General features: G+C 39.6%; 16 protein-coding genes. All 16 read left to right on the forward strand.

Translation table 11 applies throughout. The annotated features are described in order from the left end of the window. Position 1: 1 nt before the first annotated feature. From ABE41_RS09765 to ABE41_RS09840, 16 genes are read left to right on the forward strand one after another with little or no spacing between them, the layout of a single operon-like run. On the forward strand, positions 2-655 hold the full coding sequence (locus ABE41_RS09765; protein WP_066289442.1) for a flagellar biosynthetic protein FliO: 654 nt from the start codon (positions 2-4) through the stop codon (positions 653-655). After that, positions 648-1,328, forward strand: coding sequence for a flagellar type III secretion system pore protein FliP (gene fliP, locus ABE41_RS09770; protein WP_066289445.1), 681 nt, complete (start codon positions 648-650; stop codon positions 1,326-1,328). Before ABE41_RS09765 ends, fliP begins: the two co-directional genes overlap by 8 nt. A gap of 17 nt (positions 1,329-1,345) precedes the next feature. Further along, positions 1,346-1,618, forward strand: a complete 273-nt coding sequence (gene fliQ / locus ABE41_RS09775; RefSeq protein ID WP_066289449.1) for a flagellar biosynthesis protein FliQ — start codon at positions 1,346-1,348, stop codon at positions 1,616-1,618. Position 1,619: 1 nt separating this feature from the next. Continuing rightward, entirely contained in the window at positions 1,620-2,393 is a 774-nt protein-coding gene (gene fliR, locus ABE41_RS09780; RefSeq protein WP_066289453.1) for a flagellar biosynthetic protein FliR, read from the forward strand. 4 nt (positions 2,394-2,397) lie between these two features. Further along, positions 2,398-3,477 carry a flagellar biosynthesis protein FlhB gene (gene flhB, locus ABE41_RS09785; protein ID WP_066289456.1) on the forward strand — a complete coding sequence of 360 codons (1,080 nt, stop codon included), beginning with the start codon at positions 2,398-2,400 and terminating at the stop codon, positions 3,475-3,477. A 23-nt stretch (positions 3,478-3,500) separates the two neighbouring features. After that, entirely contained in the window at positions 3,501-5,534 is a 2,034-nt protein-coding gene (gene flhA, locus ABE41_RS09790) for a flagellar biosynthesis protein FlhA (RefSeq protein WP_066289458.1), read from the forward strand. Next, a complete protein-coding gene (gene flhF, locus ABE41_RS09795) occupies positions 5,534-6,658 on the forward strand; it encodes a flagellar biosynthesis GTPase FlhF (RefSeq protein WP_066289461.1) in 1,125 nt (374 codons plus the stop codon). The genes flhA and flhF overlap by 1 nt, the downstream gene beginning before the upstream one ends. Continuing rightward, a complete protein-coding gene (locus ABE41_RS09800) occupies positions 6,651-7,508 on the forward strand; it encodes a MinD/ParA family protein (RefSeq protein WP_066289464.1) in 858 nt (285 codons plus the stop codon). Before flhF ends, ABE41_RS09800 begins: the two co-directional genes overlap by 8 nt. A gap of 8 nt (positions 7,509-7,516) precedes the next feature. Further along, positions 7,517-8,566, forward strand: a complete 1,050-nt coding sequence (locus tag ABE41_RS09805; protein WP_066289465.1) for a protein-glutamate methylesterase/protein-glutamine glutaminase — start codon at positions 7,517-7,519, stop codon at positions 8,564-8,566. An 18-nt stretch (positions 8,567-8,584) separates the two neighbouring features. Further along, positions 8,585-10,588: a chemotaxis protein CheA gene (locus tag ABE41_RS09810; protein ID WP_066289470.1), complete on the forward strand. Its 2,004-nt coding sequence runs from the start codon at positions 8,585-8,587 to the stop codon at positions 10,586-10,588. A 16-nt stretch (positions 10,589-10,604) separates the two neighbouring features. Beyond that, a complete protein-coding gene (locus ABE41_RS09815; RefSeq protein ID WP_066289473.1) occupies positions 10,605-11,069 on the forward strand; it encodes a chemotaxis protein CheW in 465 nt (154 codons plus the stop codon). 1 nt (position 11,070) lies between these two features. Continuing rightward, positions 11,071-11,703 (forward strand): chemotaxis protein CheC, encoded by a 633-nt coding sequence (locus ABE41_RS09820; RefSeq protein WP_066289478.1) that lies wholly within the window; start codon positions 11,071-11,073, stop codon positions 11,701-11,703. Then, entirely contained in the window at positions 11,696-12,184 is a 489-nt protein-coding gene (locus ABE41_RS09825; protein ID WP_066289481.1) for a chemotaxis protein CheD, read from the forward strand. The genes ABE41_RS09820 and ABE41_RS09825 overlap by 8 nt, the downstream gene beginning before the upstream one ends. A gap of 35 nt (positions 12,185-12,219) precedes the next feature. After that, the gene (locus ABE41_RS09830; RefSeq protein WP_066289484.1) at positions 12,220-12,984 is read left to right on the forward strand and encodes a FliA/WhiG family RNA polymerase sigma factor; all 765 of its coding nucleotides are present in this window, start codon (positions 12,220-12,222) and stop codon (positions 12,982-12,984) included. 12 nt (positions 12,985-12,996) lie between these two features. Next, positions 12,997-14,364: a flagellar assembly protein A gene (locus ABE41_RS09835; protein ID WP_066289486.1), complete on the forward strand. Its 1,368-nt coding sequence runs from the start codon at positions 12,997-12,999 to the stop codon at positions 14,362-14,364. A gap of 16 nt (positions 14,365-14,380) precedes the next feature. After that, positions 14,381-14,653 carry a hypothetical protein gene (locus ABE41_RS09840; RefSeq protein WP_066289492.1) on the forward strand — a complete coding sequence of 91 codons (273 nt, stop codon included), beginning with the start codon at positions 14,381-14,383 and terminating at the stop codon, positions 14,651-14,653. The last annotated feature ends 7 nt before the right edge of the window (positions 14,654-14,660 follow it).

The raw sequence follows: 14,660 nt of genomic DNA on the forward strand, positions 1-14,660 counted from the left end.
GATGTCGAAATGGATTATATGTTTGTTTGCAGCAGTTTGCCTTTCGTTTGTACCTCATAGCGTACAAGCGGAAGGCAGCAGTCAAGGGAAAAGCGTATGGGATACAGTAAATGATTCTGAGAAAAATGATAACAAAGGCCAAAGCAAAAGTTCCGAAAGTAAAGAGCCAGCTGAGAATGAAAGTACATTTTTCATGCTCGTTAAACTTATCTTCATGCTTGGGATCGTCCTTGCAATCTTGTTTTTCGTCTTGCGATTCATTCAAAAGAAATCAGTCAGCTTTCAAGATGGTAAGAATCTTCAATCACTCGGGGGTATAGGGGTCGGCCAAAACCGGTCAGTACAGCTGATAAAGACAGGAAATTCAGTGCTGGTAGTAGGTGTTGGAGATACCGTTACCTTATTAAAAGAAATAACGAATGAAGATGAAGTGAAGATGATGCTGGAACAGCGTCCTGCCCAACAAGTAAGTTCAGTGGCAAATCAGCTGAAATCAAGATGGTTATATCGCGAGGAATCATCACAAAAGGCAGATGAGGTTTCTAAAGATCAAACGGTGAATTTTAAGAATTTACTGGCTTCGCTAACGAACGAAAGAAAAGAACAGCGTAAAGAAATCCAGAAGGCGTTAGAGGAAGGTAAACATCATGAATGAATTTATTCCAGGTCTAGATTTGGATTTTATCAACAATAGCGATCCGGCAAACATGGAAACAACGATTCAGTTGCTGTTGCTTTTAACGGTTCTTTCACTCGCGCCAAGTATTCTTATCCTTATGACTTCTTTTACAAGAATCATTATTGTTCTTTCATTTGTAAGAACTTCACTCGCAACACAGCAGATGCCGCCGAATCAGGTGTTGATCGGCATCGCACTTTTTCTTACGTTTTTTATCATGGCACCCGTTATGCATGATGTGAATAAGGAAGCTATACAGCCGCTTGTAAAAGGTGAAATTACACAAAAAGAAGCTTTTAATAAAGGAAGTCTTCCAGTTAAAGAATTTATGGCAAAACATACAAGGCAGAAGGATTTGATGCTTTTTCTGGAATATTCAGGAGCGAAGAAGCCAGAGAGTATTCAGGATATCCCTTTAACAACACTCGTACCTGCGTTTGCGATCAGTGAATTGAAAACGGCTTTTCAGATGGGCTTTATGATCTTTGTACCGTTTCTGATCATTGATATGGTTGTAGCTTCTGTATTAATGGCGATGGGGATGATGATGCTGCCGCCAGTTATGATTTCACTGCCATTCAAAATATTATTGTTTGTTCTGGTGGATGGCTGGCATTTAATCGTTAAATCATTGTTATTAAGCTATTAAAACGGGCAGGTGGAAACATGGATTCTCAATTTGTTATATCTTTAGCGGAAAAAGGAGTATACATAACACTTCTCTTATGTGGACCTTTGCTTGCTTTAGCATTAGTCGTAGGTTTAATCGTCAGTATCTTTCAAGCAACTACACAAATACAAGAACAGACTCTTGCATTTATTCCAAAGATTGTCGCAGTTTTGGTAGGTCTCGTATTTTTTGGACCATGGATGTTATCACAGATTCTAGCGTTTACAGCGAATATTTTTCAAAACCTGCACACTTACATAGGTTTATAACATGATAGATTTACTTTCTTTTCCGGCATTTTTATTAATACTAACTAGAGTATCGGCATTTTTTTTAACGATTCCTGTGTTTTCGAATAAAAATTTACCGGTGATGCACAAAATCGGATTTTCTCTATTCTTATCATGGATCATGCTGTACGCCATCAGTCCAGATCCTGTACCAATAAACGGATTTTTTCTTCTTCTTGTCATTAAAGAAGCCATGGTAGGGCTAGCGATCGGATTTATTGCAGCTATCGTATTTTACGCACTTCAAGTAGCAGGAGGATTCATAGATCTGCAGATGGGATTTGCGATGGCAAACGTTTTTGATCCGCAGACAGGAATTCAAACGCCTTTGATGGGGAGATACCTTTATACATTTGCCATGCTCTTTCTGCTGGCGGTAGACGGGCATCATATGCTTTTAGACGGAATCTTTTACAGCTATAACTTTCTTCCGCTGGAATCACCGATCGCCAATTTCGGGAACGGAAGTATGACTAAATTTGTGGTCAGTGTCCTTTCCGGAATGTTTCTAGTAGCACTGCAGATGGCTATACCGATTGTCGGAACGCTGTTTTTAGCGGATTTGGCTCTGGGAATCGTGGCAAGGACGGTTCCGCAGATGAACATCTTTGTTATCGGTCTTCCGGTAAAAATTTTGATAGCTCTTGTTTTATTTTTAGTTGTTATGCCTGCCTTTTTTGTGTCGATCCAGATGCTGATCGAACAGATGCGAGATACCATGGTTAATTTAATGGAATTGTTAGGGGCTGCTTAGTCAGATGAAATACCAAATGAATTTACAGTATTTTTCACAAGAAAAAACAGAAAAAGCGACCCCGAAAAAGCGTCAGGAAAGCCGGAAAAAAGGACAAGTAGCAAAAAGTGCTGATATTAACGCTGCATTCGTATTGTTTGTGTCTGTGATGTTTCTTTCATTTATGGGAGGCTGGATGGGTGAGAGGCTAAAGCACCTCTTCATGTATAGTCTGGACAAAAAGCTTTTATATGATGTAACAGAAACAAGTATCCCAAAGCTGTTTTGGGAATTGTCGATCGAGGTTGCAATCATTCTTGCTCCGGTAATGATAGCGGCAATGGCGGCAGGTGTCATTGGAAACTATCTGCAGGTCGGATTCTTGCTTTCAACCGAAGCGATTCAAATGAAACTTGAACGTATCAATCCCTTGTCAGGTTTTAAACGTATTTATTCGGTGCGAGCGCTTGCTGAACTGTCCAAATCAATGTTGAAGATTTTGATGATCGGCGGTGTGACCTTTTTCATCTTATGGATGGAGCGGGATGTGTACTTAAGAATGTCACTTGTAAGTATTGAAGCCTCACTACCTGTATTTGGCGGACTGGCCATTAAGATGGGATTTGCCGCTTCGCTCGTTTTACTGTTTCTTGCGTTTCTCGATTATATGTATCAAAAATACGACTTTGAGAAAAACATCCGAATGTCTAAACAGGATATAAAGGATGAATACAAAAAGTCTGAAGGTGACCCGAAAATCAAAGGAAAGATAAAAGAAAAACAAAGGCAGATGGCCATGAGGCGGATGATGCAGGAAGTGCCTAAAGCAGATGTGATCATCACGAACCCTACTCATTACGCAATTTGCTTAAAATATGATGATTCTGGAATGGATGCACCTGTCGTAGTAGCAAAAGGTGTGGACTTGATCGCCCAAAGAATTAAAGAAATCGGCAAAGAACATAATGTCGTGACAGTTGAAAATAAGCCGTTAGCTAGAACGCTTTATGCCAGGGTCGACATTGGGCAAGTAATACCAGAGGATCTGTTTAAAGCCGTTGCAGAGATTTTAGCCTTTGTTTATCGCATCAAGAAAAAAGTGTAAGGAATGAATAGGAGAGTATACAGATGAAAGCTAGAGACATAAGTGTATTAGCGGGTGTAATTTTGATTATCGCCATGCTGGTCATACCAATGCCGACTTTTATGTTGGACTTCTTTATCATAGTAAATATTTCTCTGGCACTTTTAATTATATTGATTGCCATGAATACAACACAGCCTCTCCAGTTCTCTATATTCCCGTCATTACTTTTATTGGTGACACTTTTCAGGCTAGGGCTGAATGTTTCAACAACAAGAAGCATCTTATCTAAAGGAGATGCCGGAAATGTTGTTCATACCTTTGGAGAATTTGTAGTCGGAGGAAATATCCTCGTAGGTATAGTCGTGTTTTTCATACTTATAATCATTCAATTTATCGTTATTACTAAAGGATCAGAACGTGTATCCGAAGTGGCAGCAAGATTCACACTCGATGCCATGCCTGGTAAACAAATGAGTATTGATGCTGATTTAAATGCCGGTATGATATCCGATCGGGAAGCGAAAGAAAGACGCGAAACGATAGAGCGCGAAGCGGATTTTTATGGTGCAATGGACGGTGCCAGCAAGTTTGTAAAAGGAGATGCGATCGCTGGTATCATCATCGTTCTGATTAATATGCTCTTTGGAATTATTATTGGAATGGTTCAAATGGGTCTAGGCTTTGGTGAGAGTGCGGAGATGTTTACCCGTATGACTGTTGGTGACGGATTAGTATCACAAATACCTGCACTTATCATATCAACTGCTACAGGTATTATCGTTACACGGGCAGCATCAGAAGGAAATCTTGGTTTCGATATCAGTAAACAGCTTCTGGCTTATCCAATAATGCTTTTTGTAGCTGGAGGAACGATCATAATGCTTGGACTTTTCACACCAATCAATGATTTTTTCACCATTACTATCGGAGGATTGCTATCAGTTGGAGGATATTTACTATTAAAAGCAGAGCGGGAACAAAAAGAAAAAGAAGAAGTTGTAGAAGAAGATATTCAGACAGAACAGCTTAAGAGTCCAGAGTCAGTGGTTAATCTTCTGCAGATCGATCCGATTGAGTTTGAATTTGGGTACAGCTTAATACCGCTTGCTGATACTTCTCAAGGCGGTGACTTGTTAGACAGGATCGTGATGATCAGAAGACAGTTGGCACTGGAACTCGGAATGATCGTACCGGTTGTCAGAATTAGAGACAACATCCAGCTTCAGCCGAATGAATACAGAATTAAAATTAAAGGCAGCCAAGTCGCAAAAGGTGAGCTGCTGCTGGACCATTATCTTGCGATGAGCCCAGGTATTGATGATGAAGAAATCACAGGAATAGAAACTGTAGAACCTGCATTTGGCCTCCCTGCTATCTGGATTGGTGAGGAAATGAAAGAAAGGGCGGAATTCTCAGGCTATACAGTAGTTGATCCGCCATCTGTTGTGTCGACTCATTTAACAGAAATTATTAAGAAGCATGCACATGAACTAATTGGGCGACAGGAAACGAAACAGCTGGTAGAACATCTGAAAGAATCCTATCCGGCGATCGTGGAAGAAGTTACTCCAGATGCACTGACGATCGGAGAAATTCAAAAAGTTTTGTCCAAATTGCTTAAAGAGCGCATCTCAATTCGCAACCTAGCCATAATTTTTGAGACATTAGCGGATTTTGCCAAGATGACAAAGGATACAGATCTTCTAACCGAATATGTCAGACAAGGATTATCCAGACAAATTTCTAAAAGCTATGTAGCAGAAAACGAACCATTGCATGTTATTACGCTTGGGGGATCAGTTGAGAAAAAGATTGCAGATTCTGTTCAGCAAACCGAACACGGCAATTATCTGTCACTGGATCCGCATGATTCACAATCTATTTTTGACAGCATTACAAGGGAATTAGAATCAGGAAGAAGCTTTGATCAGTCGATCGTCTTATTGTGTTCTCCAGCTGTAAGGATGTATGTACGCCAGCTGATCGAACGCTACCTCCCGGATGTAGCAGTATTGTCATATAACGAGTTAGAGCCTGAACTTGAGGTTAAAAGTGTTGGGGTGGTGAATATTTAATGAAGGTTAAAAAGTATACAGCAAGCAGCTTGCCAGAAGCTATGAAGCTAGTAAGAGCAGATCTCGGCAGCGGTGCTGTAATTTTAAATACGAGGGAAGTCCAGGCTGGAGGATTCCTTGGATTTTTCACAAAGAAGAATATCGAGATTTTTGCAGGCTTAGATCAAGACATTGATTACCTTGCTCCAAAGAAGCAAGCTGTGCAAATAACTAATAAACCTGTTCAGAAGCCGGTCCAAGGTGAAGAGCTTACACAGGAAATACGCCAGCTGAAAAAGATGGTGCACAACCTGAGTGTACAGAATAAAGAGCGTGAACCTATGCCGGAATTCGCAGAAGAATGGCGAACATTTTTGCAGCTTCAAGAACTTGAACCGAGTATTTCAGAGGAGCTTATTGCTCAATTAAACAGCAAATATCTTTCGTTTGATAAAGATGAAGCACAAGGTTATGACTGGAATAAATGGATGACAGACTGGCTGAGTGCACGAATGAAAAAGAGTGATTTTGGCGGGTTTCATTATGAAACAAAATTCTTAAATTTAATTGGCCCTACAGGGGTTGGAAAAACAACTACAATCGCTAAAATTGGGGCAAAAGCAGTTTTGAAGGACGGGAAAAAAGTTGCCTTTATAACAACTGATACATTTAGAATTGCCGCGATTGAACAGCTGAAAACGTATGCTGAAATCTTAAACATTCCTTGTGAAGTGGCGTATACGGCTGAGGACTTCAAAAAAGCGAAAGAAAAATTTAAAGATTATGATTTAGTACTCGTTGATTCAGCAGGAAGAAATTTTTTAAACCGTTTTTATATAGAAGAGCTTCAGCGAATCGTTCATTTTGATAAAGATATGAAAAATTATCTTGTATTGTCGCTTACTTCAAAATATAAAGACATGGAAACGATATATAGTCAGTTTAAGAGTCTTCCTGTTCATAAAGTGATTTTTACAAAGAAAGATGAAACAACAACATTTGGTGCGATATTAAATCTTTCCATTAATCATGGAGTTCCTATCGGCTACATAACAAACGGACAAAATGTGCCAGATGATATGTTTGAAGCAGACGCGGAAGAGCTGATTCAGATGCTATTAAAGGAAAAGCTGAAACATGATTGATCAAGCAGAGAGTCTAAGAAAGCAATTAATGTTATCATCCGCCAAAAGCGCGAGGGTTATATCTGTTGTAAGCGGAAAAGGCGGAGTAGGAAAAACGAACATCACGGTGAACCTGGCTCTTTCCCTTATCAAAATGGGAAAAAGAGTACTCGTTATGGATCTGGACGTTGGAATGGGCAATGTGGATTTAATCTTAGGGAGAAGAGCTCCAAAGCATATTATGGATCTGCTTCAAAACCAATTGTCAGTTTGGGAGATCATTGAAGAAGGCAGAGAAGGTTTGCATACGATTGCCGGAGGCAGAAATTTTGGTTCTATTGCCCTCATAACAGATGATATGCTGGATTATTTTCTTAAGCAGCTAGAAGAACTTGAAACATTCTACGACTTTATCTTTCTCGATATGGGAGCCGGGGCTACTGAAACGGCATTGAAGTTTATTCTGTCAAGTCATGAAATTTTAGTGATTGCGACGCCTGAAATTACATCTATTACAGATGCTTACTCGATGATGAAGTTCATTCATGCGAAAGATAGCACACTTCCGTTCTATCTAGCAGTTAACCGCTGTGAAAATAAGCGTGAAGGGCGTGAAACTTCTCATAAACTAACGAATGTATGCAAGCAGTTCTTAAATAAAGATCTAATTCATCTAGGAATGATTCCGTTAGACCAAACCGTGTTGGAATCGGTAAAAAAGCAAGTTCCATTTACCTTAAATAAACCGGCTTCTGAAGCTTCACGTGCAGTTGCTGATCTAGCTAGAACTTATACAGGAGCTGCTCAGCAGCAAAAAGCATCCTATAAATCATTTGTCAGCAGGTTAAAGTCATTATTTAGTGAGAGGTAGATGCTAAAGTGAAACAAATTTCGGTTCTCGTTGTTGACGATTCTGCTTTTATGAGAAAGCTGATCAAAGAATTTTTATCCGAAGATCCTAGGATAAACGTTTTGGATACAGCGAGAAATGGTCAAGAGGCCATAGATAAGATTAAAAAATTAGAACCTGATGTTGTGACGATGGATGTGGAGATGCCTGTCTTAAATGGAATAGAAGCTGTGAAAATAATTATGAAACAGCATCCTGTACCGATAATCATGCTTTCAAGCACGACTAAAGCGGGGGCTGAAAATACGATTCTAGCAATGGAAGCTGGTGCGATCGATTTTATTGCAAAACCTTCTGGAGCAATCTCACTAGATCTGCACAAGGTAAAGACTGCATTAATTGAAAAGGTCATTACATCGTTTAAAGCAAAGCTGAAGCCGGTTATTACAGCTCGAATACCATATATAAATAGTACGGAACAGCGTATAGAAAAGAATGAGAAAACTAATCTTACTAAACTTGTTCTAATAGGGACTTCTACTGGCGGACCACGGGCTTTGCAGGAAGTAATTTCGAATCTTCCCGCAAATATTGATGCTCCAATAATTGTTGTACAGCACATGCCGCCTGGCTTTACACAGTCGTTAGCTAACAGGCTTGATTCACTTTCTGAAGTTAAGGTAAAAGAAGCTGAACAAAATGAATCTATTAAAAAAGGAACCGTTTATATCGCGCCTGGAGGGTTCCATGTACGCCTGCAGGAAAAGCTGGGACAAGCATTCCTCACCATTGATAAGGAACCCCCAGTGGGAGGCCACAGACCAGCTGTTAACGCACTGTTTGAAAGCGCTGCAAAACTAAAAAACTATCATAAAGTGGCAGTCATTATGACAGGCATGGGATCTGACGGCACGCTTGGTATCATAGAGTTAAAGAAAGCGGGCCAGACCACGGTCATAGCTGAAGCGGAGGAATCGTGCATCGTATACGGAATGCCTAAAGCGGCTGTGCTGACGAAAAAAGTAGATGAAGTCGTACACCTAGGTTCAATTGCTCGTGCTATTCAGAACAATTTGTAAAATGGGAGGGTTTTAACAATGGAAATGACTCAATATCTTGACATATTTATAGAGGAAAGCAAAGAACACCTTCAAGCTATTAACCAGCAGGTGCTTCTGCTTGAAAAATCACCTGAAGAATTAACAATCGTTAATGAAATTTTCCGTTCTGCTCATACGCTCAAAGGAATGTCTGCAACGATGGGTTATGAAGACTTGGCAAACTTAACACATTGCATGGAAAATGTACTTGATGCCATTCGAAATAAAAAGATTACTGTGACTACACAAGTACTCGATGTACTGTTCACATCACTTGATCACTTAGAAGCAATGGTAGTTGAGATTTCAGAAGGCGGCAGCGGAAAGCGTGATGTCTCGGAAACTGTACGGGATCTGGAAGCACTTGAAAAAGGTGAAATGACAAAGTCTGTATCTCACAAAGCCGATAAGCCTGCTGAATTGTCTCAGTCATTTGATCAATACGAAAAACAGATCATCTTGCAATCAAAAGAACAAGGTTTTCACGCTTACGAACTTTCTATCAGTCTTCGCAAAGACTGTATCTTGAAAGCAGCCAGAGTTTATATGGTATTTGAAGTGATAGAGCAGATCGGTGAGATTATAAAATCCATCCCATCTGTAGACATGCTTGAAGCAGAACAGTTTGAATCAGATTTCAAACTCTCGATTCTTACTAAAGAAACTGGTGAAGAAATAAAGCAGCGGATTTTGAAAGTTTCCGAGGTTGACGAAGTGGTTGTTTCAGAGATCAATACGGAAAGGCTTAACGACTCCGTACATAAGGAAAGTGAACATTCCGCAGAAAAAATAAATGCAGCAAATGAAACAAAAAAGGACGAGTCTTCATCTACCAGTGCTGGTGGTTCAGCAGCTGGGAAAACAATAAGGGTTAATATTGAAAGACTTGATCAATTGATGAATCTTTTCGAGGAATTGGTTATCGACCGCGGACGCCTTGAAGAGATTTCAAAGATGCTTAAAAGTGCAGAACTTAATGAAACCGTAGAACGGATGTCCCGTGTTTCAGGTGACTTGCAAAATATTATTCTTACAATGCGCATGGTTCCAGTTGAGCAAGTATTTAATCGTTTTCCTCGCATGGTTCGTGGTCTTGCAAAAGACTTGGGCAAAAACGTGAACCTTGAGATTGTTGGGGCAGAAACCGAATTAGACCGTACAGTTATTGATGAGATTGGTGATCCTCTCGTACATTTACTGCGAAATTCTATAGACCACGGTATTGAGAAACCATCGGTCCGAAGCACTTCAGGAAAAGATGAAACAGGAACGATCTACTTAAGAGCTTATCATAGCGGCAACCACGTCTTTATTGAGATTGAAGATGACGGAGCAGGTATTAACCGTCAAAAAGTATTAGAAAAGGCGTTAGAAAATGGGATCATCACGAAAGAAATGTCTGAAAATTTGACCGATAAACAGTGTTTTGAATTATTGTTCGCTTCTGGCTTCTCAACAGCAGAAGTTATCTCTGACATCTCAGGACGCGGAGTAGGACTGGATGTTGTAAAGAACAAGATCGAGTCATTAGGCGGTTCGATCTCAGTAGATTCTACAGCAGGATATGGAACAATCTTTTCCATTCAGCTTCCTTTAACACTATCAATCATGTCAGTCATGCTTGTTGAAGTTCAAAAAGAAAAATATGCGATTCCGCTTTCTTCTATCATTGAGACAGCAATTATTAAAAAGGAAGAGATATTGTCTGCACATAATCAAAAGGTGATGGATTTCCGTGGAAGAGTTGTACCTTTAGTATTCATGAAAGAAATATTCGAAGTACCATCTGCCATGGAAGCAAGTGAATATGTTCCGGTAGTTGTTGTGAGAAAAGGAGACAAAATGGCAGCCCTTGTTGTTGATTCGTTCATAGGACAGCAAGAGATCGTTCTTAAATCACTGGGTCAATACCTGTCATCTGTTTTCGCTATCTCTGGTGCAACCATATTAGGAGATGGACAAGTAGCATTAATTCTAGATTGCAATGCACTAATCAAATAAAAAGGTGGTTGTCCAAATGTTAAACGAACAAAAAGTAATCATATTTCAATTAAAAGATGAAGAATATGCTGTACCTGTTCAAGAGGTAAAGTCCATTGAAAGAATGCAGCATATTACAAGGATTCCAAGGACAGTTCCTTTTGTCAAAGGAGTCATTAATTTACGCGGTGTAGTAACTCCTATCATTGATCTTCGTTCACGCTTTGATATAGAAGAAACGGATTATACAGATAGCACACGTATCATCATCGTATCAGTAGGAACTATTGAAGCTGGACTTATCGTAGACTCTGCAAACGATGTTATTGATTTGGAAGCAGATTCAATTGAACCTCCTCCAGAAGTTGTAGGAGGGGTTGATGCTGAATATATACAAGGAGTTGCAAAGATAGAGAAACGTCTCCTCATCTTATTAAACCTTACAAAAGTGTTAAATCCCGAAAAGCTTGCTGTGCTTCAACCTTTAGAAAGCGGAAAGTAATATGGATTTTACAAAAATCAATCATATTCATCTAGATATTCTGAGGGAGATCGGCAACATCGGAGCAGGCCATGCAGCAACAGCTTTGTCCACCATGCTGAACAAAGCTGTTGATATGAAAGTGCCATCTGTAAAAGTTATTTCATTCGAGGAAATCACCGAGATGGTTGGCGGCTCGGAAAATATTGTAGCATCGGTTTTTTTAAGGATTGTTGGAGATGCACCAGGATGTATGTTCTTTATGCTGCCTATCGAACAAGCGGAAAAGCTTCTAGGGGACTTATTAGGGGGAGAAGTTGTACAGCTTACTGAAGGCCTACACTCAGAGATGACAATTTCTGCTCTGCAGGAAGTAGGGAATATCCTTTCAGGGTCGTACCTTACATCATTTTCGGATTTCACAGGACTCAGCCTGCAGCCATCTGTTCCGGCAACGAGTATAGATATGGCAGGAGCGATCCTTAGTTTTGGGCTTTTAGAGATATCTGCAGTCAGCGACTTTGCAATTGTAATAGATACTGCTTTTACAGATATAAAAAGATTGGATGAAGTAAAAGGACACTTTTTCTTATTGCCTGATCCTGAATCATTCGCAAAAATTTTTAATGCACTGGGAGTTCCGATGGATGAGTGAAATTATAAAAGTTGGGATAGCGGATATCAACCTCGTATCCCCTCCTGACACAATAAGAACAACAGGGCTTGGTTCTTGCGTAGGAGTTATTTTATATGATGATGGCAAAAGAATAGCCGGAATGGCACATGTGATGCTGCCTGAATCTGCTTTGATCAAGTCATCTTCCATTAATATAGGAAAATTCGCGGATACCGCTGTAAACGCTCTTTATGACATGCTTATAAAAAAAGGTGCTGCTGCAAAAGGCATTAAAGCGAAAATAGCGGGAGGAGCCCAAATGTTTCAATTTTCTTCTGGAAGCGAAATGATGAGAATCGGTCCAAGAAATGTCGAAAGTGTAAAGCTTCATCTTAACCATCTTGGTATTCCGCTTATTGCAAGTGATGTCGGGGGGAACAGCGGGAGAACAATTGAATTCAATCCGTTAAATTCTCAATTGATAATAAAAACAGTAAATAAAGGTACAAAAATTATCTAAGCCGAGAAATCGGTAATAAAACGAGGAGGATTACCATGACGGAGCCATCTTTAGTAGAAGAACAATCTTGCTGGGAAAAGTGGAATACTAGCCGTGATCGAGAAGCAGGTGATGAATTGCTTCGTGCCTATCTGCCTCTTGTTAACTATCATGTTCAAAGAATATCGGTTGGACTGCCAAAAAGCGTCAATAAAGATGAACTCCGGTCCCTCGGGATGCTCGGCTTGTATGATGCTTTAAAGAAATTCGAGCCAGAGCGTGATTTGAAATTTGATACTTACGCTTCTTTTCGAATCCGAGGAGCAATATTAGATGGTCTTCGAAGAGAAGATTGGCTGCCCCGCAGTCTTCGGGAAAAAACAAAAAAAGTAGAAGCTGCTATAGAAAAGCTTGAACAAGAGAATCTTCGTTCTGTAAGTGCGAAAGAAGTTGCTGAAGAACTGGGTCTTTCAGAGAATGATGTTACTACGGTAATGTCTGAAAGCTTCATGGCTAATGTGTTATCTATTGATGAAGAAAACAAAGAAACTGAAAGCCGGGAAAAAGTAAGCTATACGATAGAAGATAAAAAAGCAATAACTCCTGAAAACAGTTTGCTTCAGGAAGAACTTCACGTAGAACTTGCACTCGTTATAAAAGAACTATCCGAAAAAGAGCAGCTTGTTGTAAGTTTGTTTTACTTTGAGGAATTAACTCTGACTGAAATCGGACAAGTACTCGGTTTATCTACATCAAGAATTTCTCAAATTCATTCTAAAGCACTTTTTAGAATCAGGCAGGTTCTTCAACGATACATGTAAGGGGTTAGAGGGATGGATCATTGGTTCAGTATAAAATTATTAGAAAAAGAAACGATAGCTATTCTAGTAAAAAAGAGCGGCGTTGAAATTAATCCTGAAGAAGTAACCTATGATCTTCTATCTGCCTGGATTAATTCAAAAGGAATCAAGCAAGGAATACTGAGTGAAGTAATTCATGAGATTGCAGAAAATATCGTGACCTTTCACTCTCCGGTGGAAATCGCTAAAGGGGTACTGCCTGTTCATGGTGAACCTGCACGATTAATACCTGCTGCAGAGGCGCGTTCATTAATAAATAATCCGGAAAATGAGAAGATTGATTTTAAACGTCTTTTCACCATTCCGACTGTTACATTCGGACAGCTTATTGCACGGAAACGGGAAGCTTCTGATGGAACACCTGGTATTACTGTTTTTGGCGAACCTATTCCAGCCAAAAGAGGAAAAGACGTAAAAGTTAAAAATGGAGAGAATTCAGTTTTCAATGAAGAGAATTTAGGTGTTTATGCAGCGGCGAGCGGTGAAGTAAGTTACAGATCAAACTGTGTGAATGTTTATCCGGTTTATAAGGTAGACGGCGATCTATCTTTAAAAACGGGTCACATTGATTTTGTTGGAAATGTTCATGTTACAGGTGATGTCCCGTCCGGTTTTAAAATTAATGCACAAGGTGATGTGAGAATAGAAGGAGTAGTTGAAGCAGCAGAAATTGTAGCTGCCGGCAATATTGTAGTGGGCGGCGGGGTTCTCGGTCAAGGCAAAGGATCAATACGCTGCGGAGGAAACTTCACTAGTCTGTATATTAATCAAGGTAACATTATGGCTGGCGAAAATATTGAAGCAGCTCAATCTATTTTGCACAGTTACTGTGAAGCGGGCAAAAACATCATTTGTATAAGTGGAAAAGGAAATATAGCAGGAGGTACATGTATTGCTGAAAACATGATAACTGCTAATGAAATTGGAAATGAGACGTATTCAAAAACGTTGATATATATGAAACTGCAGGAACCGCAACCCAATAATACATTTAGTGGTGATGGAAAAATAAAAGAATTGCAGTTAAATCTTGAAAAATTGCAGCAGCTAAAAGATGCTTTAATCAGGCAAGCTGGAAATAGCAACCGATTAGATCAGGCAACGGTCAGCAAAATAGACAATACGATCGATCAAACTTCTGCTAAATTATCAGAACTGTATATAGAGAAAACTAATTTTGCTATAAAAGATCAAATTAACTCGTCTCATGTCATTATTAAAGGGACATTGCATCCAAATGTAGAAATCAGTATAGGAAAATATAAACGAAGAGTTCAGTCTCCATTCCAGTCAGCAAAAGTTTATATGGAAGAGAAAGAAATAATAATAAATTCCTTATAAAGAACGGGTGTAGAATATGAGCTTGAAATTAATAGAACTTCAAGTAGCAATCCCGCGAACAATGGATGCTGGAAAAAGCGCGATTGATTTAGCACAAAGAGGCATGATTCACCAAGCGCAACTTTCAGAACAAGATCGTAAAAAACAATTAACTGAATCCAACAAAGTCTCCGCAAAAGAACGAACGGAAAATAGTGTTTTGCATACGGCAGAAAAGCAAACAAGTAAATCACCCCATATGCATGCAAAGCATCCGTTTAAAGGGCAGGAAATTGATTATTCAGGATAGGTGAAAA

Source organism: Fictibacillus arsenicus, from assembly GCF_001642935.1.
GTDB classification, from domain to species: domain Bacteria; phylum Bacillota; class Bacilli; order Bacillales; family Fictibacillaceae; genus Fictibacillus; species Fictibacillus arsenicus_B.